We start from the raw sequence: 18667 nt of genomic DNA, 5'->3' as shown, positions 1-18667 counted from the left end.
AATAGGAAGCCGCGCGACGCTTGCGCCGCGCGGCCAGAGACTTACTTGAGCTGCGATTCCTGGTAGTAGCCGGTATCGACGAGGACCTTCCAGTTCGTCTTGTCGACGACAACTGGCTTCAGCAGGTAGGACGGAACGACCTTCTTGCCGTTGTCATAGGTCTTGGTGTCGGTGACAACCGGTTCCTTGCCGTTCATGGCAGCGTCGACCATATCAACAGTGACCTTCGCGAGTTCGCGCGTGTCCTTGTAGATCGTCGAATACTGTTCGCCGGCGATGATCGACTTGACCGAAGGCACTTCCGCGTCCTGACCGGAGACGATCGGCATCGGCATGTCGCCGGAACCGTAGCCTACGCCCTTCAGCGACGAGATGATGCCGAGCGAGATACCGTCATAGGGAGACAGAACGCCGTTCAGCTTCTTGTCGGAATAGGTCGAGGACAGGATGGCGTCCATGCGAGACTGGGCAGTTGCCGGATCCCAACGAAGGGTCGCGACCTTGTCCATGCCGGTCTGGCCGGAGCCGACCTTGAGCGTGCCCTTGTCGATCAGCGGCTGAAGGACGCTCATCGCACCGTTATAGAAGAAGAAGGCGTTGTTGTCGTCCGGCGAACCGCCGAACAGTTCGATGTTGAACGGGCCCTTTTCGGTATCGGCCTTGAGGCCCTTTACCAGCGAGGTTGCCTGCTGAACGCCGACCTGGAAGTTGTCGAAGGTCGCGTAATAGTCGACATTCGGTGTTTCGCGGATCAGACGGTCATAGGCAATGACCTTGATCTTCTGATCGGCAGCCTGCTGCAGAACGTCGGACAGTGTCGTGCCGTCGATCGATGCGATCACGAGAACCTTGGCACCCTTGGTGACCATGTTCTCGATCTGCGACAGCTGGTTCGGGATATCGTCTTCAGCGTACTGAAGGTCCACGTCATAGCCGCGTTCTTTCAGAACCTTGACCATGTTGTCGCCATCGGCGATCCAGCGGGCAGAAGACTTGGTCGGCATTGCGACGCCGACGAGACCCTTGTCTGCAGCAAACACAGGCGACGCGAGCGCGACACCTGCGAAAATTGCGACCGTGGTCATGAGTTTCAAAATTTTCATAAGTAACTCCTCCGTTTCAAGCAGCTCACAATTAAGCTGCCGTATTATCCGGGAGAGGCTCCCCGCCTCTCCTCACGACCTCTGAAAGGTCAGTGATTGTCGCGCGGCAGACCTTCGGTCTGCGCAATACGCTGGTATTTGATAGCCGGCTCGAGAACCGCGCCGGTCTCCATCTGCCCGACGATGCCGCGCTGGATTTCCTGCCACGGCGTCTGGTGCTTCGGATAGCGATAGCCGCCCTCGGCGTCCAGAGTGCTTCGACGTTGTGCAAGCTCATCATCCGAAATCAGGATGTTGGCTTCGCCGCGACCGAGATCGATGCGCACACGGTCGCCGGTCTTCAAAAGTGCAAGACCACCACCTGCTGCCGCTTCCGGAGACGCGTTGAGGATCGACGGGCTGCCCGACGTGCCGGACTGGCGTCCATCACCGATGCAGGCGAGCGAGCTGATACCCCGTTTCAGAAGGTAATCGGGAGCGCGCATGTTGACGACTTCGGCAGCGCCCGGATAACCGATCGGACCGGCACCGCGCATGAAGAGAACCGAATGCTCGTCGATCTCGAGCGATGGATCGTCGATGCGGTGGTGATAATCTTCCGGACCGTCGAACACGATCGCACGGCCTTCGAAGGCTTCCGGATCGTTCGGATTGGAGAGGTAACGCTCGCGGAACTCAGGCGAGATAACGCTGGTCTTCATGATGGCCGAGGAGAACAGGTTGCCGCGCAGAACGCGGAAGCCGGCCCGTGCCTTCAGCGGTTCGTCGTAGCGCTTGATGACCTTGTCGTCCTCGATGATCGCACCGCGACAGTTGTCGCCGATCGTCTTACCGTTCACCGTCATCGCATCTTCGTTGATGAGGCCCTGCGTCATCAGCTGGTTGACAACAGCCGGAACACCGCCGGCATGGTAATAGTCTTCACCGAGATATTCGCCGGCTGGCTGCAGGTTGACCAGGAGAGGCACTTCCTCGCCATAGGTCTGCCAGTCGTCGACCGTCAGTTCCACGCCGGTATGGCGGGCGAGCGCGTTCAGATGGATCGGCGCATTGGTCGAGCCGCCGATCGCGGAATTGACGCGGATGGCGTTGATGAAAGCGTCCTTGGTCAGAATATCCGAAGGCTTCAGGTCTTCCCTGACCATTTCGACGATGCGAAGGCCAGTGAGATACGAGACTTCCTGGCGGTCACGGTAAGGAGCCGGGATGGCGGCCGAACCCGGCAGCTGCATGCCCAGCGCTTCGGCCAGCGAATTCATCGTCGTTGCCGTGCCCATTGTGTTGCAATAGCCGGTGGATGGTGCCGAAGACGCGACAAGCTTCACAAAGCCCGCGTAATCGATCTCGCCCTTGGCCAGAAGTTCGCGTGCCTTCCAGACGATCGTCCCGGAACCGGTGCGTTCACCGCGGAACCAGCCGTTCAGCATCGGGCCGACCGACAGGGCGATGGCTGGAATGTTGACGGTGGCAGCAGCCATAAGACAGGCTGGCGTGGTCTTGTCGCAGCCGATCGTCAGCACGACGCCATCGAGCGGGTAACCGTAGAGAACTTCGACAAGGCCGAGATAGGCTAGGTTGCGGTCAAGGCCCGCGGTCGGGCGCTTGCCGGTTTCCTGGATCGGATGCACCGGAAATTCGATGGCGATGCCGCCCGCTTCGCGAATACCTTCGCGCAGACGGTTGGCAAGCTCGAGGTGGTGGCGGTTGCACGGCGACAGGTCCGAACCGGTCTGGGCGATGCCGATGATCGGCCGGTCCGACTGAAGTTCGGCCTGGCTGAGACCGAAGTTCATGTAGCGCTCGAGATAGAGCGCGGTCATGTCGACATTGTCAGGATTATCGAACCAGGCGCGCGACCGCAGCTTACGCGCGTCCTGGCGGCGCTCTCCGGTTTCGGCGATTTCACTTGAGGGCGCGTTTTCCGAATTGCTCATCTTCAGTCCTCGAATGCTTCAGTTTCAATGCGCCGGCCAAGCATGAAGGCATCCGCCACATGCACCAGCGGTGAGAAATCCGTATCGCTGTCACCCTTGGTGACGAGCGCCACGAAATCCCGATACAGATTGCGATATTCGCGATCTTCCTCGACGATCTGCGCCTCGCCGTCGACGATCAGGCGGCTGCCGCCGTGAGTGAGGACGATCGTGCCCTCTTCGGTCTCGACCCGGATGTCCCAGGTCTGCGGCCCCGTCTGACGCCAGTCGAATTCGGCCGCCACAGGCAAGCCGCTTTTCGTTTCGAAGGCAAGGCCTGCAGCGATCGGCGCTGCACGATTGGCCGGGAAGGTCAGTTCGGAGCGCACGAGATGAAACGTTTCGGGCATGATCCGCGTGACGATCGACAGAGCATTGATGCCGGGATCGAAAACGCCGAGACCGCCCGGCTCCCAGATCCACGCCTGACCCGGATGCCAGTGGCGAACATCTTCCTTCCACTCGACCGAAACGCTTTTCAACGTCCGCTCGGCGATCAACGCCCTTGCAGGCTCGACAGCCGCGGCAGCGCGGGAATGCCATGTTGCAAACAGGCTGAGGCCTTTTTCTCTCGCCAGCGTTTCCAGCGCAAAGACCTCCGAAAGCGTCGCGCCCGGCGGCTTTTCGAGCATTACATGCTTGCCGGCTTCAAGCGCTGCCTTTGCCTGCTCGAACCGGCCCTGGGGCGGCGTACAGAGAGAGACAGCGTCGATTTCGACGCCGGAAGCCAAAAGCTCGTGAATATCAGCAAAGCACGCGACATTTTCGAGCGAGGCGTTGCGGCTGGCGACTGCGACGAGATCGATCCCGTCGGTCGCTTCGATTGCGCCGAGATGCTGGTCCCTGGCAATCTTGCCAAGTCCGACGATAGCGAGACGAATGGGGGTCATGGCCACCTCAGAGCGCCTTGATCGCGACAGGCGTTTCCGCTGCCACAGCCAGACGGTTCACGAGCGGAAGCTTGAACGGCGCCGCATCGATCTCGAACACATCGCCGGCTTCGGTCTTGATGCCATGCGAGACCGACAGCGTCGCCGTGCCGAAAAAATGGACATGTAGATCGCCCGGCTGGCGGAACAGGTCGTATTTGAAATTGTGGTATTCGAGGTTGGCGATCGAGTGCGACATGTTCGCTTCGCCCGACAGGAACGGCTTTTCGAAGATCACCTTGTCACCGCGATGGATGCGCGACGTGCCTTCGACATGATCAGGCAGTTCGCCGACCAGAAGTTCCGGTCCGAGCGCTGCCTGGCGCAGCTTGGAATGGGCAAGCCAGAGATAGTTGCCCTTCTCCGTCACGTGATCGGAAAATTCGTTGGAGAGACAGAAGCCGAGGCGGAACGGCGTGCCGTCGGGGCCGATCAGATAGATCGCCGCCAGTTCCGGCTCCTCGCCGCCATCGAGCGCGAACGAGGGAGAAACGAGATCTTCGCCGGTTGCGCGCAGCTGCGTTCCATTGCCCTTGTAGAACCATTCCGGCTGCGCACCGACTTCGCCGTCCTTCGGCTTGCCGCCCTCGACGCCCATAAGGAACATGCGCATGGAATCGGTCGGCTTTTCTTCCGACTGCGCTGCCTTGTGCATCTTGTCGCGACCATCGGCGGAACCGAGATGCGTGAGGCCGGTGCCGGCGACGATGAAGTGGGCTGGATCGGGATGCGAGACCGGCAGACCAAGACGTCCGCTCTGCGCGGCAACGTCGAGGTCGACTTCATCACCAAGCCCGAGTGCTTCGATCTGCTGCGCCAGACTCAGGCCTGCTGCAATGGCCTTCTGGGCAAGCTCGTAGGTTGAGGAAACGCCATTGACGACGCGCGGATTATCTCCGCTCCAGGCGACAACCTGAACATCGCCAGACAAGCTCGCAACCTGAAGAATTCGCAACATATGCCCTGCCATCCGATAAGTCTGATAATATTGAAGCGCAATGTCTCCCGAAACCGCGCCAACCCCTCCCATCAGATCACGATCCGATGCGTCATTAATACGACTATTGGATAACGGGACGTACTGTCAAGAACGAGATGGCTTCAGAGTGCCATCATCGTAAACAAGGGAGAATTCTAAATAGCGAGTTGAATCATATAGATAAATGAGGATCTCGCAAAATCGCGTTTCGAAAGCGTGATTTTTCGCAATTTTGCGTCTTGCAAAAGTATGATTATATGCCAAACCTTCGACCGTCAGTTTTCTTATCATCTCTGGGAGGATTTAAGATGAAGAAAGCACTATGGGCGGCTACCGCCATTGTTACCGCATGCCTGGCTTCGAGCGTTTCCGCAAAATCCCTGACAATCGGCTTCTCGCAGATCGGATCTGAATCCGGCTGGCGCGCTGCCGAAACGACAGTAACGAAGCAGCAGGCCGAAAAGCGCGGCATCACCCTGAAGTTTGCCGATGCGCAGCAGAAGCAGGAAAACCAGATCAAGGCAATCCGGGGCTTTATCGCCCAGGGCGTCGATGCGATCCTGATCGCACCTGTCGTTGCCACCGGCTGGGACGCAGTCCTGAAGGAAGCCAAGGAAGAAAAGATCCCTGTCATCCTTCTCGACCGCGAAATCGATGCACCGAAAGATCTCTACCTGACGGCCGTCACCTCTGACCAGACCTTTGAAGGCAAGGTTGCAGGCGACTGGCTGGTGAAGGATGTCGGCTCCAAGGACTGCAAGGTCGTGGAACTGCAGGGAACCACCGGTTCCTCACCTGCCATCAACCGCAAGAAGGGTTTCGAACAGGCTATTGCCTCGCATTCGAACATCAAGATCGCGCGTTCGCAGACCGGTGACTTTACCCGCACCAAGGGTAAGGAAGTCATGGAAAGCTTCATCAAGGCAGAAGGCGGCGGCAAGGGCATCTGCGCCGTTTACGCTCATAATGATGACATGGCCGTCGGCGCGATCCAGGCCATCAAGGAAGCCGGCCTGAAGCCGGGCACCGACATCAAGGTCGTCTCGATCGACGCCGTTCCGGATATTTTCCAGGCTATGTCGAAGGGTGAAGCAAACGCGACTGTGGAGCTCACGCCGAACATGGCAGGCCCCGCGCTCGACGCACTCGAAGCCTACCTGAAGGACAAGAAGGAACCACCAAAGTGGATCCAGACAGAATCGAAGCTGTACACGGCTTCTGATGACCCGATGAAGGTGTACGAAGCCAAGAAGGGCCTCGGCTACTGATCTCCCGCCGCCCGATCTAGCTCTCGACCGAGCCGGGCAGTTTTCAACCGGGGCAGCTTTTTCAAGAGCTGTCCCGGCCTCCACTTATGCGGGCTGGAGCATGACAGACATACAGACTTCCTCAGAAAATTCGTTCTCCGCCACAAACCGGGAACGTCTCGATGACCCGCTCATGGAAGCAAGGGGCATCGGCAAATCCTTTCTCGGCGTCACCGCGCTTGAGGGCGTGGACTTCACGCTGCAGCGGGGTGAAATCCACGCGCTGCTTGGTGAAAATGGCGCCGGCAAATCCACGTTGATCAAGATCCTGACAGGTGTCTACACGCGTGACCGCGGCGAGATGCGGCTCGATGGCCAAGACGTGACGCCGGCCAACGTCGCGGAAGCGCAGGCGCTCGGCATCGGCACCGTCTATCAGGAAGTCAATCTTCTCGAAAACCTCACGGTGGCCGAAAACCTGTTCCTCGGTCGCCAGCCAAGCCGCTTCGGGTTCATCGATCGACGCGAGATGCGTCGCCGCGCGAAAGCGCTTCTCGCGAGATACGGCCTCGATATCGACGTCGATGCCCTTCTCTCCTCCTATTCCGTCGCGATCCGCCAGATCGTCGCGATCGCCCGTGCCGTCGATCTTTCCGGCAAGGTGCTTGTTCTCGACGAACCGACCGCGAGTCTCGACAGCCAGGAAGTCGAAATGCTGTTCGTCGTGCTGCGCCGGCTGCGCGAACAGGGTCTCGGCATCATCATCATCACCCACTTTCTAAACCAGGTCTATGCGGTGGCCGACCGGGTCACCGTGCTGCGCAATGGCAGACTGGTGGGCATCCGGGCGCTGGCCGAACTGCCGCGTCTCGAACTCATCTCCATGATGCTGGGCCGCGAGCTGCAGGACATTACCCGCGAGCATCAGGCCCAGGAAGAAGCCGTCGCCCCGACCGGCGAGGCGCCTATTCGCTTTGCCGGCTACGGAAAACGCGGCAGCGTCGCCCCGTTCGATCTCGACATCCGCCCAGGCGAAGTAGTCGGCGTCGCCGGACTTCTCGGGTCCGGCCGCAGCGAAACGGCCTTCCTCCTTTTCGGCATCGACCGCGCAGACAGCGGCACAGCCAGCATCGACGGCAAGGAGATCGCCCTCTCCTCGCCGGTCGCGGCAATCTCCAACGGTTTTGGCTTCTGTCCGGAAGAACGCAAGACGGATGGAATCATCGGCGATCTTTCCGTGGCCGACAATATCGCTTTGGCACTGCAGGCCCGTCAGGGCTGGGCAAAACCGATTTCGTCGCGTGAGCGCCAGGCTCTGGCTGAAGGGTTTATCAAATCCTTGGACATTCGCCCCGCGGATGCCCAGCGGCCGATCAAATTCCTCTCCGGCGGCAACCAGCAGAAGGCGATCCTCGCGCGTTGGCTGGCGACGGAACCACGGCTTCTGATCCTCGACGAACCGACCCGCGGCATCGATATCGGCGCTCACGCGGAAATCCTGAAAATGATCGAGCGGCTGTGTGCCGAAGGCATGTCGCTTGTTGTGATTTCCTCCGAACTGGAGGAACTGACGGCGATCGCCCACCGGGTCATTGTACTCTCCGACCGCCGCCACGTGGCGGAACTCACCGGCAGCGACGTCAATGCCGACAATATCATGCAGGCGATTGCCGCACCGAACCGGACGGAGGCCGCCTGATGAACCCGATAACCCGTCGCCTCAAGCGACTTGCGCCGCAGCTGATCGCGCTTGCGATCATCCTCGGCATGATCACGGCGATCGCGCCCGGCTTCCTGACGATCTCGGTCCAGAACGGCCGCGTCTACGGCAGCCTGATCGACATTCTGGTGCGCGCCGCACCGGTGGCCCTTTTGACTATCGGCATGACGCTGGTCATCGCGACGCGCGGTATCGATCTTTCGATCGGCGCCGTCATCGCCATTTGCGGTGCCGTTGCCGCAACGCTGATCGCCGATGGATATCCGATCCCCGTCGTCATCGTCGTATCGCTCGGCATCGGCCTCGTCTGCGGTCTCTGGAATGGCATTCTTGTTGCCCTCCTCGATATCCAGCCGATCATCGCAACGCTGATCCTGATGGTGGCGGGACGCGGGATTGCCCAGCTGATCACAGAGGGCGTCATCCTCACCTTCAATGACGACACGTTTTCAGCGCTCGGATCCGGTTCCTTCGCCGGCATTCCGATCCCGATCTTTCTCTGGCTCGGCACCGGCCTTCTCGTCGGCCTGCTGGTCCGCCGCTCGGCGCTCGGCTTCCTGATCGAGGCAACCGGCATCAACCGGCGTGCCGCAACGCTTGCCGGTGTGAAGGCCCGCTTCCTGCTGTTCTTCGTCTATGCGATCTCGGGCCTGTGTGCCGCAGTCGCCGGCCTGATCGTCACCGCCGATATCCGTGGCGCCGATGCCAACAATGCCGGTCTCTGGCTCGAACTCGACGCAATCCTCGCGGTTGTGATCGGCGGGACGTCGCTGAACGGCGGGCGCTTCTCGATCACCGCCTCGCTGATCGGCGCGCTGATCATCCAGTCGATCAACACCGGCATTCTCGTTTCCGGCTTCCCGCCGGAATTCAACCTCATCATCAAGGCCGGCATCATCATCATCGTGCTGACACTGCAATCACCCGCCGTGATCACCATGCTCGGCTTCTTGAGGTCGCAGCCGAAAGCCAGCAAGAACCCGGTTTCCAAGGTTGAAGGAGCGGCAAGATGATCCACACCCGCAACCTTCCCTTCGTCACGACGCTTGCCATCTTCGTCATAGCCTACGGTCTCTGCATCCTGCAGTTTCCGAACATGCTGTCGACGAGGGTGATCGGCAATCTGCTGACGGACAACGCGTTTCTCGGCATCGCCGCTGTCGGCATGACCTTCGTCATTCTGTCGGGAGGCATCGATCTCTCGATCGGCTCGGTGATCGCCTTCACGAGCGTGTTCGTGGCCGTGGCCGTCGGCTCGCTCGGCCTGCACCCCCTCACCGCGTTCTTGGCCGTTCTCGTCATCTCCACGCTGTTTGGCAGCCTGATGGGTGCGATGATCCGTTATCTTGGCATTCCGCCTTTCGTCGTCACACTGGCCGGCATGTTTCTCGCGCGCGGTGCCGCCTACCTGATTTCCACCGCGTCGGTACCGATCAGCCACGAGATGATCGACGCGATCCAGGGTTTCTACTTTCGCTTTCCCGGCGGCGGGCGGCTGACGGCGCTTGCGATCTTGATGCTGCTCGTCTTCATCATCGGCGGGTTCATTGCCGGAAGGACGCGGTTCGGCGCAAATGTCTACGCGATCGGCGGCAATATCCAGTCGGCGGAACTGATGGGCGTACCCGTCGGCTCCACGACGATCGGCATCTATGCCCTGTCAGGCTTCCTATCGGGCCTCGCCGGAATCGCATACACGCTTTATACCTCGTCGGGTTATTCGCTTGCGACCGTCGGCGTCGAACTCGATGCGATTGCGGCAGTTGTCATCGGCGGAACGCTTTTGACCGGCGGCGTCGGGCTTGTGGCCGGCACGTTCGTCGGCATTCTTATCCAAGGCCTGATCCAGACCTACATCGTCTTCGACGGAACACTGTCTTCCTGGTGGACGAAGATCGTCATCGGCATCCTCCTTTTCGTGTTCATTGTGTTGCAGCGCGGTATCATCTGGTATTCAAACCGGCGATTGGCCGAGAGTCGGCTTAAGGAGATCTAGTTTGAGTTTGCTGGAAACGACGATTAACGGGCGAAAGCGCCGTAGCAACCACGCAACGGTGGTCGCTGGGCTTGGCCGCGGGATCGTTTCCGGCACGTTCCCGGAAGGCTCTCTCCTGCCCGGCGACACCGAGCTTTCGGCACGGTTCGGCGTATCGCGCACGGTGTTACGCGAGGCGATGAAGACGCTGTCTGCCAAGCGGCTGGTCGAAGCCAAGGCGAAGGTCGGTACCCGCGTCCTCGACAGTTCGAGCTGGAATTTCTTCGACGCGGATGTCTTGAGTTGGCGTTTCGAGACGAGTCTCGACTACGAGTTCATCGAGCATCTGGCCGAAATGCGCACCGCGCTTGAGCCGGCAGCGGCGGCGGCGGCGGCTTTGAGGGCAACGAGCGACGACATCGTTTCGCTTTACGCGATCGCTGCCAAATTCGACAATCTCAACCACACGCCGGAATCAATCGCCAACGTGGATCTCGAATTCCACCTGGCCATTGCCCGCATGTCCGGCAATCCGTTCATGCGTTCGGCAAGCGCTTTGATCGAGGCGGCACTGGCGATTTCCTTCCAGCTGTCGTCACCGGCCGCGTCGCCGGAAATGATCGACGAAGTCGCCTCCAACCATCTGCGCATCGCCCATGCCATCGCGTCCCGCGATCCGCAAAAGGCGATGTCGGCGATGCGTCATGTGATCGACGTCGGCAAAATCCGCATCCGCACGTCGCTGGATGCTGCGGAGAACGTGCCAGGCAACAAAACCGCCGAGCTGCGCTTCCCGGATTCTACCCGAGTTCCAACGTCGTGACCCCGAAGACATCGGATGTCTGCGCTGACGGCGGCAAGCCGCGATACATTCGGGCTGTCGTAAAACCTTTTTTGAATCCGGCTTCTGCCAGATAGTCGGCAAATGCCTGCTGCGGCGCCGGCACATCAATGTGAATGGTCTCGCCTCCGGTTTCCACGGCAAGGCCTCGCAGCAACGATACGGCTTCGCTCAAACCTTCGGCAAAAAGCGGACCGATCTTGAACCCGTCGCGACATTTTCGGCAGACGCCGTAGCCTCTGATCTCTTCATCCTCGATCAGGACCTTCGTCGACCTCGGCGGCTTCAGCCACGCGTGAAGAAACGCCTCGCGGACTTGCGGGAAGACGCTGCCATCGTAGTGGATGATAGCCGGCAAATTACCAACGTTGACATCGGTCACGCCGGCAACGGCGGTACCTTTGAGGCGGCCACTCCAGCGTATACTCTCGTAGAACGGCTCGAACCCCATGCTGCGATAATTCTGCTGTTGCTCCGCAACGCCATCGAGACCGATCGTGCGTCCCTCCAGATGGGCCATGCCAGCATCCCATACACGCCGGCCCATACCCTGCCCGCGAAAATCGGGATTTGCGATATAGAGGCCGATAAACCCGAAGTCATGGCCGTATCGCACAGCGGAGATGCCCGCTGCTAGTACGCCATTGACGAAACAGCCGATGAACCCCTCGGGATCCGCCGCATGAAAGGCCGCCGCATCGGCAAGCCCGGGGTTCCAGCCTTCCGCTCTCGCCCAGTCGAGAAGGCATTCAAGCTCCGAAAGTGCCAGCGTCCGGATGACGGCTGAGCCTGTCATCGCGTCGCAAGCCTGCTAGGCGCAAAACCCTCGAGAAGCCCCGCATACAGCTTGTTGACCGGCGTCGCATAGGCGCCGTTTTTAGCTGTCGACAGGCCGAGTGCCACCAGCATTTCCGCCTGTTTGACGGCAGCCGCGACACCATCCACGACTGGCACCCCGAATTCGGCCCGCAGCTCTGCGGTGAGGTCTGCCATGCCGGCGCAACCGAGCACGATCGCCTCGGCCTTGTCTTCCTTCAAGGCTAGCGCGATTTCTAAGCGAAGGCGCTCGCGCGCGTTGGATGTCGGATCTTCCAGCGACAGAACCGGGATATCGGCGGCCCGCACCTTGCAGCGGCCAGACATGCCATAGCGATGGACGAGATGTTCGAGCGGCAGGCGTGAGCGCTCCATGGTCGTCACGATGGTAAAGCGTTGCGCGATAAAGGCGGTGGCAGAAAGCGCCGCTTCGCAGATGCCGATAACCGGAATGTTTGCGAGAGCCCGCGCCGCATCGAGCCCCGTATCATCGAAACAGGCGATGATCGCCGCGTCGGCACCGGCCTTTTCACCCTTGGCAAGCTCGACCAAAAGGCCGGGGACCGCAAACACCTCATCATAATAGCCCTCGATCGACACCGGCCCCATGGACGATGTGACGGCCTCGATCTGCGTGCCGGAATTGGCAACGCGGGCGGCGCTGTCGGCAACGGTCGCCGTCATGCTGGCCGTTGTATTGGGGTTGACGATCAGAATGCGCATCGTGTGGGTTCAGCTCCGCAGGCGGCGACGGTTGATATAGACGATCAAGCCGAGCGTTCCGGCAATGACCAGGAACGAGAACACCGTCGTCACCGTCCCCAGCGCATAAAGTACCGGCGTCGTGACATTGGTGGTCATGCCGTAGATTTCGAGTGGCAGCGTATTGTACGTGCCAGCCGTCATCAGCGTGCGGGCAAACTCGTCATAGGAAAGCGTGAAGCCGAACAGTCCGACGCCGATCAGGCTGGGTGCGATCATCGGCAGCACGACATTGGAAAACGTCTGCCAGGACGAGGCGCCGAGATCGCGCGCGGCCTCTTCATAGGCGGGCGAAAAGCGGTTGAACACGGCAAACATGATCAGCACGCCGAACGGCAGGGTCCAGGTCAGATGCGCGCCGAAGGCAGACGTGTACCAGGTAGGCTCCAGCCCGAACTGCTGGAAAACGACGCCGATGCCGAGCGAGACGATGATCGACGGCACGACGAGACTGGCCACTGCCAGATAAAAGAGAGCCGTCGCACCCGCAAACTTGCGGCGAAAGGCAAGGCCCGCCAGAAGTGCCACGACGACGGTGACGATCATCACCATCACCCCGAGTGCCGTGGAGCGGCGGAACGAACCACCGAAGTCGCCGACCGCCTGGGTCTCGAACAGATTGACGAACCAGCGGGTGGAGACGCCGTTCAACGGAAATGTCAGGCCGCCATTCGGTCCCTGGAACGACAGGATCAGCACCGCCGACAGGGGCCCGTATAGAAACAGCACGAAGATGGCGAAGAATAGGGCGAGGAAATAGAATTCGCGGCCGCGCTTGTCGCTGTGCATCTCAAAGCTCCCCCATCTTCACAGTTCTTTGCGGATATCGACGATGCGCAGGATGCCCGCGACCATCAAGAGAACGAGGACCAGGAGAACCACCGCGTTGGCGGCGGCAGCCGGATATTGCAGCAACGACATCTGGTTCTTCATCATCAGCGCCACCGAAGCGCTCTGGCCGCCGGACATGACCTGCACGGTGGAAAAGTCGGCCATCACAAGCGTCACCACGAAGATCGTGCCGATCGCCATGCCGGGCTTGGCAAGCGGAATGATGACATTGGTGAGGATCTGAAAGGACGTGGCGCCGGCATCACGCGCCGCTTCGACGAGCGATTTGTCGATGCGCATCAGCGTGTTGAAGATCGGCGTCACCATGAACAGCGTGTAGAGATGCACCATGGCAAGCACCACGGCGAAATCCGAGTAGAGCAGCCACTGGATCGGCTCCGGCACGATGCCGGCACTGACGAGCGCGCTGTTGATCAACCCGTTTCGCCCGAGAACCGGGATCCACGAAATCATCCTGATGATGTTGGATGTCAGAAACGGCACGGTGCAGACCAGAAACAGCACCATCTGCATCGCCGAGGTGCGAATGTGGAAGGCGAGAAAATAGGCGACCCAGAATCCGACGAACAGCGTGATCGCCCAGACGATCGCCGCAAATTTCAGCGTGTTGAGATAGGTCTTCCAGGTGACCCAGGATCCGAGCGTTTCCACATAGTTCATGGTCAAAAAGTCGGGATACATCTGGGCGAAATCGTAATCCCAGAAACTCACGATCACGATCATCAGGATGGGAAGCGCCAGGAAGAACCCAAGGATCAGCGTCAGCGGCGTCGCCTGCAGATAGGAGACGAGGCCGAGCGGGATGCGAAAGCTGCGGGCTTTGGGCATTTCCGGTTTCACCGCGTCCGCGGATGTGATCGTCGCCATCGGTGTTTCCTGCCTTCGTCGAAAGATGGAGCGGTGCCGCAAGTCCCCCTCCCCCTTGTGGGGAGGGTGGCCGGCAGGCCGGGAGGGGTTTTGAAGAAAGGCCCCTCCCTAACCCTCCCCACAAGGGGGAGGGGACATGTCGTACCTGCCGTTACGCCGCGATGAACTCGTTCCAGCGGCGAACCATGTAACGGTCCTCATCCATCACCGAATTCCAGCAGGCCACATGGCCCATGCGTTCCTCGAAGGAGCCGCCATCGCGAACCGCACCGGCCTTTTCCATGACCTTGCCATCGGGCGCGACGATATCGCCCTGGGCTGCCTTGCCTTCGATCCAGTAGCCCCATTCGTCGGCCGACATGTGTTCCTTGGCGGTGTCCATGGCGGCGGAATAGTAACCCTGGCGGTTGAGGTAGGCACCGACCCAACCGGATGTGTACCAGTTGATATATTCATAGACCGCATCGAGCTTGGCGCCGGACAGATGCGCGGCAAGACCGAGACCGCCGCCCCACGAGCGATAGCCTTCCTTGAGCGGCTGATACTTGCAGGCGATGCCCTTGGAGCGGACAGCGGCAACGGCTGGCGACCACATCGACTGGATGATGACTTCGCCCGACGACATCAGGTTGACGCTTTCGTCGAACGACTTCCAGAAGGCGCGGAACTGGCCTGCCTGCTTGGCCTTGATCAGGAAATCGATGGTCGCATCGATCTCCGCCTTGGTCATGTTGCCCTTGTCGGCATATTTGATGTTGCCCATGGCTTCCATGATCATCGCGGCATCCATGATGCCGATCGACGGAATGTTCAGGATGGACGTCTTGCCCTTGAACTTCGGGTCCATGATATCGGCCCAGGTGGAGATCTCACGACCGACCAGATCCGGACGAATGCCGAGCGTATCGGCATTGTAGATCGTCGGCATCATGGTGAACCACTGGGTCTCTTCCTTGGCGAACTTCTTATCGCCCGCCTTTTCAACGAAGCCGACCGTATGCGGCGCCGTGCCCTGGGCGATCACGCTGTCGGGCTTCAGCTTGCCGTTCTTGAACAGCGGCACGACCTTGTCGTAATATTTCAGCTTCTTCACATCCATCGGCTGGATGACGCCTGCCGGATAGACCTTCTTGAGGATCCAGTATTCGATATCGGCGATGTCGTAGGAGTTCGGCTGCGTGACGGCGCGCTGGGCAGCAGCATCGGAGTCCGTTGCGGTCATCTCGAGCGTGATGCCGAGATCGGCCTTGCACTTTTCGGCAATCGCATTGAGGTTCGAAACGCCTGTACCAAACTGGCGGATCGTGATCGGGTTCTGCGCCCAGATAGTCGGGAAGCCGGTAATGGCGCCCGAGCCGGCGGCAAGGCCGGCAGCGGCGGATGCGGTCTTCAGCAGCGAGCGGCGCGAAAGTCCCTTTGCGCCCTTTTGGATTTCAGTCATTCCCATGTTCTCCTCTAGTTGATTATTGTGAGTGGGATCAGTGCTTGAGGCGCCCGAGGACAATGGCGTCCTCCCGGCCCCAGCAGAGGGGGATCGCCTCTCCGACCTTGACCGGATTGGCGAAGAAATCGGTGTCGGAGAGGATCGCGGTAAAATCCTCGATGCCGGCGCCGTTGACTGACAGCTTCACCGAGGAACCGCGATATTCGATATTGGTGATAGAGCCGGTGAAGCCGAGGCCCGTCTCGGACGGCTGGCCGATCCGCACATGATCGGTGCGGATGGCGATATCGGCCTGATCGGTCAATTCGCCATTGTCGCCGACGGCAAGGAAGTCGGCACCGGCCGGCACGGACAGCATCAGTTCCTGGCCCGCGCTTTTGGTGACGCGACCGGAAATGACGTTGTGGTTGCCCATGAACTTCGCAACGAAGGCCGTCGCCGGCTTTTCGAACACGACACGCGGATGGGCAGCCTGCTCGATGCGGCCGTCATTCATGATGACGATGATATCGGCAAGCGCCATCGCCTCTTCCTGGCTGTGGGTCACATGCACGAAGGTGATGCCGAGCGAGGTCTGCAGCTTCTTCAGCTCCGCGCGCATGCGGATCTTCAAGAACGGATCGAGCGCCGAAAGCGGCTCGTCGAGCAGCAGCGCTTCCGGATCGGTGATGAGCGCACGCGCCAGCGCCACGCGCTGCTGCTGACCGCCGGAAAGCTGGGCCGGACGGCGCGTCGCATAGCCTTCCATCTGCATCAGCCGCAGCAGGTCCATCGCCTTGGCACGGCGGACATCCTTGTCGACGCCCTTCATCTTCAGGGAGAAAGCGACGTTGTCGACGAGATCGAGATGCGGAAACAGCGCGTAGGACTGGAACATCATCGCCGTGCCGCGTTTGGCGGGCGGAAGATCCGTGACCACCGTGTTGCCGAGCCGCACGTCGCCCGACGTGATGCTCTCGTGGCCCGCGATCATTCTCAGCGTCGAGGTCTTGCCGCAGCCGGACGGGCCGAGCAGGCAGCAATAGGTGCCGGCCGGGATCTTGAGACTGATCGCATGGACCGCCGTCGTCGTCCCATAGGTCTTGGTGACGGAGGCGATATCAATTTCGGCGGCCTTGCTCATGCGGTGCTCCCTGCTTCCACAACGAGATGCATCCGCCGTGCCAGTTTCCTTAAGCCATTGGCACTGCTGGAACTTCAATCCGGTGAGAAATGCGTTTTGCGTGCACTGCGCAAAAATCGTGCGATCGATACCGATCCCATGCGCAAATCGTATGCAATCCTTGCCGTGGATCGAAGACATCCGTTCTGGCAATCTCCATTTGTCTGGAGTAATGGAGATTAAGGGGATGTGGTGATGAGTATCAGCGAGCAGATCATTCTCAGTGAGACGACGCCGGAAGACCGGTCTATGGCGATACGCGAAGCGCTGCGCAACGCGATCATCGACCGTCGGCTGGCGCCGGGAACCAAGCTTTCGGAAGCCGAAGTCGGCTCGCTGTTCGACGTCAGCCGCACCGTCGCCCGCGCCGCACTGCAGATGCTGACCTTCGAAGGCCTGGTGAAGACCGAGCGAAACCGCGGCGCCTTCGTTTCCAATCCGTCGCCGGACGAAGCGCGTCAGATCTTCGCGTCGCGCCGGCTGATCGAGCCCGGCATTGTCGCGGCGGCGCTCGAGCGGATCACGCTTGAGGACATCGAGCAGTTCCGCCGACAGCTTCAGGAAGAAGAGCGCTACATGACCGAGCGCGGGCCGGCCGCACGCCGCGCCGAGATCAAGGCTTCGGGAGATTTCCACCTGATGCTGGCTTCCGTTGCCGGAAATGCCATTCTCCAGCGCTTCATGGACGAATTGATAGCCCGCTCTTCACTGGTGATCGCGCTTTACGGCCGCTCAGGTGTATCGAGCTGCGGCCATAGCGAGCACTTCGCCATCCTCGACGCGCTTCAAGCCGGCGATGGCGAGCGGGCGGCCGCCCTGATGCTGCACCATATCGATCATATCGAGGCCGATCTCGACCTGCAGGAGAAGCAGGGCCTCGGCTTGAAAGACGCGCTCGCGATCGGCTGATCGATCGCTATCTGCGCACTTACCTCGCCTATATTGCAGTGCGAAAGCGCGTTGACTCTGTTTGGGAAGCTCTGTCTATTTGTTCCATGCTTGGCCGGTTCACTCCGCCGAGCCAATAAACGGGAACAGCCATCGGCACGCGTATGCCGATAACGTGGAGACATCACCAATGCTGAAGAGACACCTGCTGAAGGCCGCCGTCGGCGCCGCGCTTCTCGTAACCACGGCGTTTTCCGCCCATGCCGCAGATGACGCGCTTGCCCGCATCAAGGCGGCCGGCGTCATGAAGGTCGGCACGGAAACCGCCTTTGCTCCTTTCGACTTTATCGATGCCGGCACGCATTCAGGCCTGAACGTCGATTTCTTCGCAGAACTGGGCAAGGATCTCGGCGTCAAGATCGAATGGGTCGAGCTCCCCTGGGATGGCGTCTTCCCGGCGCTCGAAGCCGGCAAGTTCGATTTCGTCGCAGGCCCGGCCACCATCACCAAGGCTCGCCTGGAACGCTTCAAGATGACTGCGCCGATCGCCGAGGCCACCGTCGCCATCCTGAAGAAAGCCGGCGATACATTGATCACCAAGCCTGAAGACATCGCCGGCAAGGCCGTCGGCGCCGGCAAGGCGACCGCGCAGCTTGCTCAGTTGCAGGAATATTCCGCCACGCTGCCGACCAAGGTGACCGCCCGCGAATATGTTTCCTTCAACGACGCCTATGCGGATCTGGCGGCCGGCCGTATCGTGGCCGTCGCAAATTCGCTGCCGAACATCGCCTTCGTCGCAAAGCAGCGCGCCGGCGTCTTCGAAGTGGTGACACCCGCCTTCGGCAAGAAGTCATATTTCGGCTTCATCGGCAAGAAGGACGCCGACAGCGCGAGCCTCGTCGAATACGTCAATTCCGAAGTCATCAAGATGAAGAAGGACGGGCGCCTGGCCAAGCTGCAGGAAAAGTGGTTCGGCACGACGTTCGATACGCCGGACGAAGTGAAAGAACCTGCGTTCTAAGACACCTTGCGAACGGGCAGGATAGGACAGCTCCTGTCCTGCCCGCTTCAATCCACTGCTCCATCCGCCCGCCGCATTCCCCGGGCGA

At 60.2% G+C, this 18667-nt stretch carries 17 protein-coding genes; 7 read left to right on the top strand and 10 right to left on the bottom strand.

What is annotated here, in order from left to right:
* Nucleotides 1–41 precede the first annotated feature (41 nt).
* The 4 genes from chvE to araD1 all read right to left on the bottom strand — a co-directional run bounded on the left by chvE (nucleotide 42) and on the right by araD1 (nucleotide 4963).
* Nucleotides 42–1085 carry a multiple monosaccharide ABC transporter substrate-binding protein gene (chvE, locus tag ASG19_RS20795; protein ID WP_244474109.1) on the bottom strand — a complete coding sequence of 348 codons (1044 nt, stop codon included), beginning with the start codon at nucleotides 1083–1085 and terminating at the stop codon, nucleotides 42–44.
* Nucleotides 1086–1192: 107 nt separating this feature from the next.
* The gene (locus ASG19_RS20790; RefSeq protein WP_062462110.1) at nucleotides 1193–3037 is read right to left on the bottom strand and encodes an IlvD/Edd family dehydratase; all 1845 of its coding nucleotides are present in this window, start codon (nucleotides 3035–3037) and stop codon (nucleotides 1193–1195) included.
* 2 nt (nucleotides 3038–3039) lie between these two features.
* Nucleotides 3040–3972 carry a Gfo/Idh/MocA family oxidoreductase gene (locus ASG19_RS20785; RefSeq protein WP_156466578.1) on the bottom strand — a complete coding sequence of 311 codons (933 nt, stop codon included), beginning with the start codon at nucleotides 3970–3972 and terminating at the stop codon, nucleotides 3040–3042.
* A gap of 1 nt (nucleotide 3973) precedes the next feature.
* On the bottom strand, nucleotides 3974–4963 hold the full coding sequence (gene araD1, locus ASG19_RS20780; protein ID WP_062462600.1) for an AraD1 family protein: 990 nt from the start codon (nucleotides 4961–4963) through the stop codon (nucleotides 3974–3976).
* A gap of 329 nt (nucleotides 4964–5292) precedes the next feature.
* Here araD1 and ytfQ point away from each other — a divergent pair, with 329 nt between their 5' ends.
* The 5 genes from ytfQ to ASG19_RS20755 all read left to right on the top strand — a co-directional run bounded on the left by ytfQ (nucleotide 5293) and on the right by ASG19_RS20755 (nucleotide 10749).
* On the top strand, nucleotides 5293–6252 hold the full coding sequence (gene ytfQ, locus ASG19_RS20775) for a galactofuranose ABC transporter, galactofuranose-binding protein YtfQ (protein ID WP_062462107.1): 960 nt from the start codon (nucleotides 5293–5295) through the stop codon (nucleotides 6250–6252).
* Between the two features lie 172 nt (nucleotides 6253–6424).
* Nucleotides 6425–7930 carry a sugar ABC transporter ATP-binding protein gene (locus ASG19_RS20770; RefSeq protein ID WP_244476252.1) on the top strand — a complete coding sequence of 502 codons (1506 nt, stop codon included), beginning with the start codon at nucleotides 6425–6427 and terminating at the stop codon, nucleotides 7928–7930.
* The gene (locus tag ASG19_RS20765; protein WP_062462101.1) at nucleotides 7930–8964 is read left to right on the top strand and encodes an ABC transporter permease; all 1035 of its coding nucleotides are present in this window, start codon (nucleotides 7930–7932) and stop codon (nucleotides 8962–8964) included. Before ASG19_RS20770 ends, ASG19_RS20765 begins: the two co-directional genes overlap by 1 nt.
* Nucleotides 8961–9947: a galactofuranose ABC transporter, permease protein YjfF gene (yjfF, locus tag ASG19_RS20760; RefSeq protein WP_082471961.1), complete on the top strand. Its 987-nt coding sequence runs from the start codon at nucleotides 8961–8963 to the stop codon at nucleotides 9945–9947. The genes ASG19_RS20765 and yjfF overlap by 4 nt, the downstream gene beginning before the upstream one ends.
* Nucleotide 9948: 1 nt before the next feature.
* Nucleotides 9949–10749, top strand: a complete 801-nt coding sequence (locus tag ASG19_RS20755) for a FadR/GntR family transcriptional regulator (RefSeq protein WP_082471960.1) — start codon at nucleotides 9949–9951, stop codon at nucleotides 10747–10749.
* On the opposite strand, the gene ASG19_RS20750 is transcribed toward ASG19_RS20755, so the two are convergent.
* The 6 genes from ASG19_RS20750 to ASG19_RS20725 all read right to left on the bottom strand — a co-directional run bounded on the left by ASG19_RS20750 (nucleotide 10727) and on the right by ASG19_RS20725 (nucleotide 16631).
* Nucleotides 10727–11563, bottom strand: coding sequence for a GNAT family N-acetyltransferase (locus tag ASG19_RS20750; RefSeq protein ID WP_062462098.1), 837 nt, complete (start codon nucleotides 11561–11563; stop codon nucleotides 10727–10729). The two genes, ASG19_RS20755 and ASG19_RS20750, sit on opposite strands and share 23 nt — an antisense overlap.
* Nucleotides 11560–12306, bottom strand: coding sequence for an aspartate/glutamate racemase family protein (locus ASG19_RS20745; RefSeq protein ID WP_062462095.1), 747 nt, complete (start codon nucleotides 12304–12306; stop codon nucleotides 11560–11562). The genes ASG19_RS20750 and ASG19_RS20745 overlap by 4 nt, the downstream gene beginning before the upstream one ends.
* A gap of 9 nt (nucleotides 12307–12315) precedes the next feature.
* A complete protein-coding gene (locus ASG19_RS20740; protein ID WP_062462092.1) occupies nucleotides 12316–13134 on the bottom strand; it encodes an ABC transporter permease in 819 nt (272 codons plus the stop codon).
* An 18-nt stretch (nucleotides 13135–13152) separates the two neighbouring features.
* The gene (locus ASG19_RS20735) at nucleotides 13153–14064 is read right to left on the bottom strand and encodes an ABC transporter permease (protein WP_062462089.1); all 912 of its coding nucleotides are present in this window, start codon (nucleotides 14062–14064) and stop codon (nucleotides 13153–13155) included.
* A 151-nt stretch (nucleotides 14065–14215) separates the two neighbouring features.
* On the bottom strand, nucleotides 14216–15505 hold the full coding sequence (locus tag ASG19_RS20730) for a PotD/PotF family extracellular solute-binding protein (RefSeq protein ID WP_062462086.1): 1290 nt from the start codon (nucleotides 15503–15505) through the stop codon (nucleotides 14216–14218).
* Nucleotides 15506–15542: 37 nt separating this feature from the next.
* The gene (locus ASG19_RS20725) at nucleotides 15543–16631 is read right to left on the bottom strand and encodes an ABC transporter ATP-binding protein (RefSeq protein ID WP_062462084.1); all 1089 of its coding nucleotides are present in this window, start codon (nucleotides 16629–16631) and stop codon (nucleotides 15543–15545) included.
* 234 nt (nucleotides 16632–16865) lie between these two features.
* Between ASG19_RS20725 and ASG19_RS20720 the strand changes: the two genes are divergently transcribed.
* Nucleotides 16866–17579 (top strand): GntR family transcriptional regulator, encoded by a 714-nt coding sequence (locus ASG19_RS20720; RefSeq protein ID WP_062462081.1) that lies wholly within the window; start codon nucleotides 16866–16868, stop codon nucleotides 17577–17579.
* A gap of 169 nt (nucleotides 17580–17748) precedes the next feature.
* Nucleotides 17749–18579 (top strand): transporter substrate-binding domain-containing protein, encoded by an 831-nt coding sequence (locus ASG19_RS20715; protein WP_062462078.1) that lies wholly within the window; start codon nucleotides 17749–17751, stop codon nucleotides 18577–18579.
* Nucleotides 18580–18667 lie beyond the last annotated feature (88 nt).

This window comes from Rhizobium sp. Leaf306, from assembly GCF_001423425.1.
GTDB lineage: Bacteria > Pseudomonadota > Alphaproteobacteria > Rhizobiales > Rhizobiaceae > Neorhizobium > Neorhizobium soli.
Note: the sequence above shows the minus strand (reverse complement) of the source record. Positions and strands in the feature narration are given on the sequence as shown.

What these genes read in the sequence shown, in the direction of transcription:
- ASG19_RS20720 (WP_062462081.1), top strand. Translation starts at nt 16,866, where the DNA reads ATGAGTATCAGCGAGCAGATCATTCTCAGTGAGACGACGCCGGAAGAC.
- ASG19_RS20725 (WP_062462084.1), bottom strand. Translation starts at nt 16,631, where the DNA reads ATGAGCAAGGCCGCCGAAATTGATATCGCCTCCGTCACCAAGACCTAT.
- yjfF (WP_082471961.1), top strand. Translation starts at nt 8,961, where the DNA reads ATGATCCACACCCGCAACCTTCCCTTCGTCACGACGCTTGCCATCTTC.
- araD1 (WP_062462600.1), bottom strand. Translation starts at nt 4,963, where the DNA reads ATGTTGCGAATTCTTCAGGTTGCGAGCTTGTCTGGCGATGTTCAGGTT.
- ASG19_RS20765 (WP_062462101.1), top strand. Translation starts at nt 7,930, where the DNA reads ATGAACCCGATAACCCGTCGCCTCAAGCGACTTGCGCCGCAGCTGATC.
- ASG19_RS20715 (WP_062462078.1), top strand. Translation starts at nt 17,749, where the DNA reads ATGCTGAAGAGACACCTGCTGAAGGCCGCCGTCGGCGCCGCGCTTCTC.
- ASG19_RS20790 (WP_062462110.1), bottom strand. Translation starts at nt 3,037, where the DNA reads ATGAGCAATTCGGAAAACGCGCCCTCAAGTGAAATCGCCGAAACCGGA.
- ASG19_RS20750 (WP_062462098.1), bottom strand. Translation starts at nt 11,563, where the DNA reads ATGACAGGCTCAGCCGTCATCCGGACGCTGGCACTTTCGGAGCTTGAA.
- ASG19_RS20730 (WP_062462086.1), bottom strand. Translation starts at nt 15,505, where the DNA reads ATGACTGAAATCCAAAAGGGCGCAAAGGGACTTTCGCGCCGCTCGCTG.
- ASG19_RS20735 (WP_062462089.1), bottom strand. Translation starts at nt 14,064, where the DNA reads ATGGCGACGATCACATCCGCGGACGCGGTGAAACCGGAAATGCCCAAA.
- chvE (WP_244474109.1), bottom strand. Translation starts at nt 1,085, where the DNA reads ATGACCACGGTCGCAATTTTCGCAGGTGTCGCGCTCGCGTCGCCTGTG.
- ASG19_RS20745 (WP_062462095.1), bottom strand. Translation starts at nt 12,306, where the DNA reads ATGCGCATTCTGATCGTCAACCCCAATACAACGGCCAGCATGACGGCG.
- ASG19_RS20740 (WP_062462092.1), bottom strand. Translation starts at nt 13,134, where the DNA reads ATGCACAGCGACAAGCGCGGCCGCGAATTCTATTTCCTCGCCCTATTC.
- ytfQ (WP_062462107.1), top strand. Translation starts at nt 5,293, where the DNA reads ATGAAGAAAGCACTATGGGCGGCTACCGCCATTGTTACCGCATGCCTG.
- ASG19_RS20770 (WP_244476252.1), top strand. Translation starts at nt 6,425, where the DNA reads ATGGAAGCAAGGGGCATCGGCAAATCCTTTCTCGGCGTCACCGCGCTT.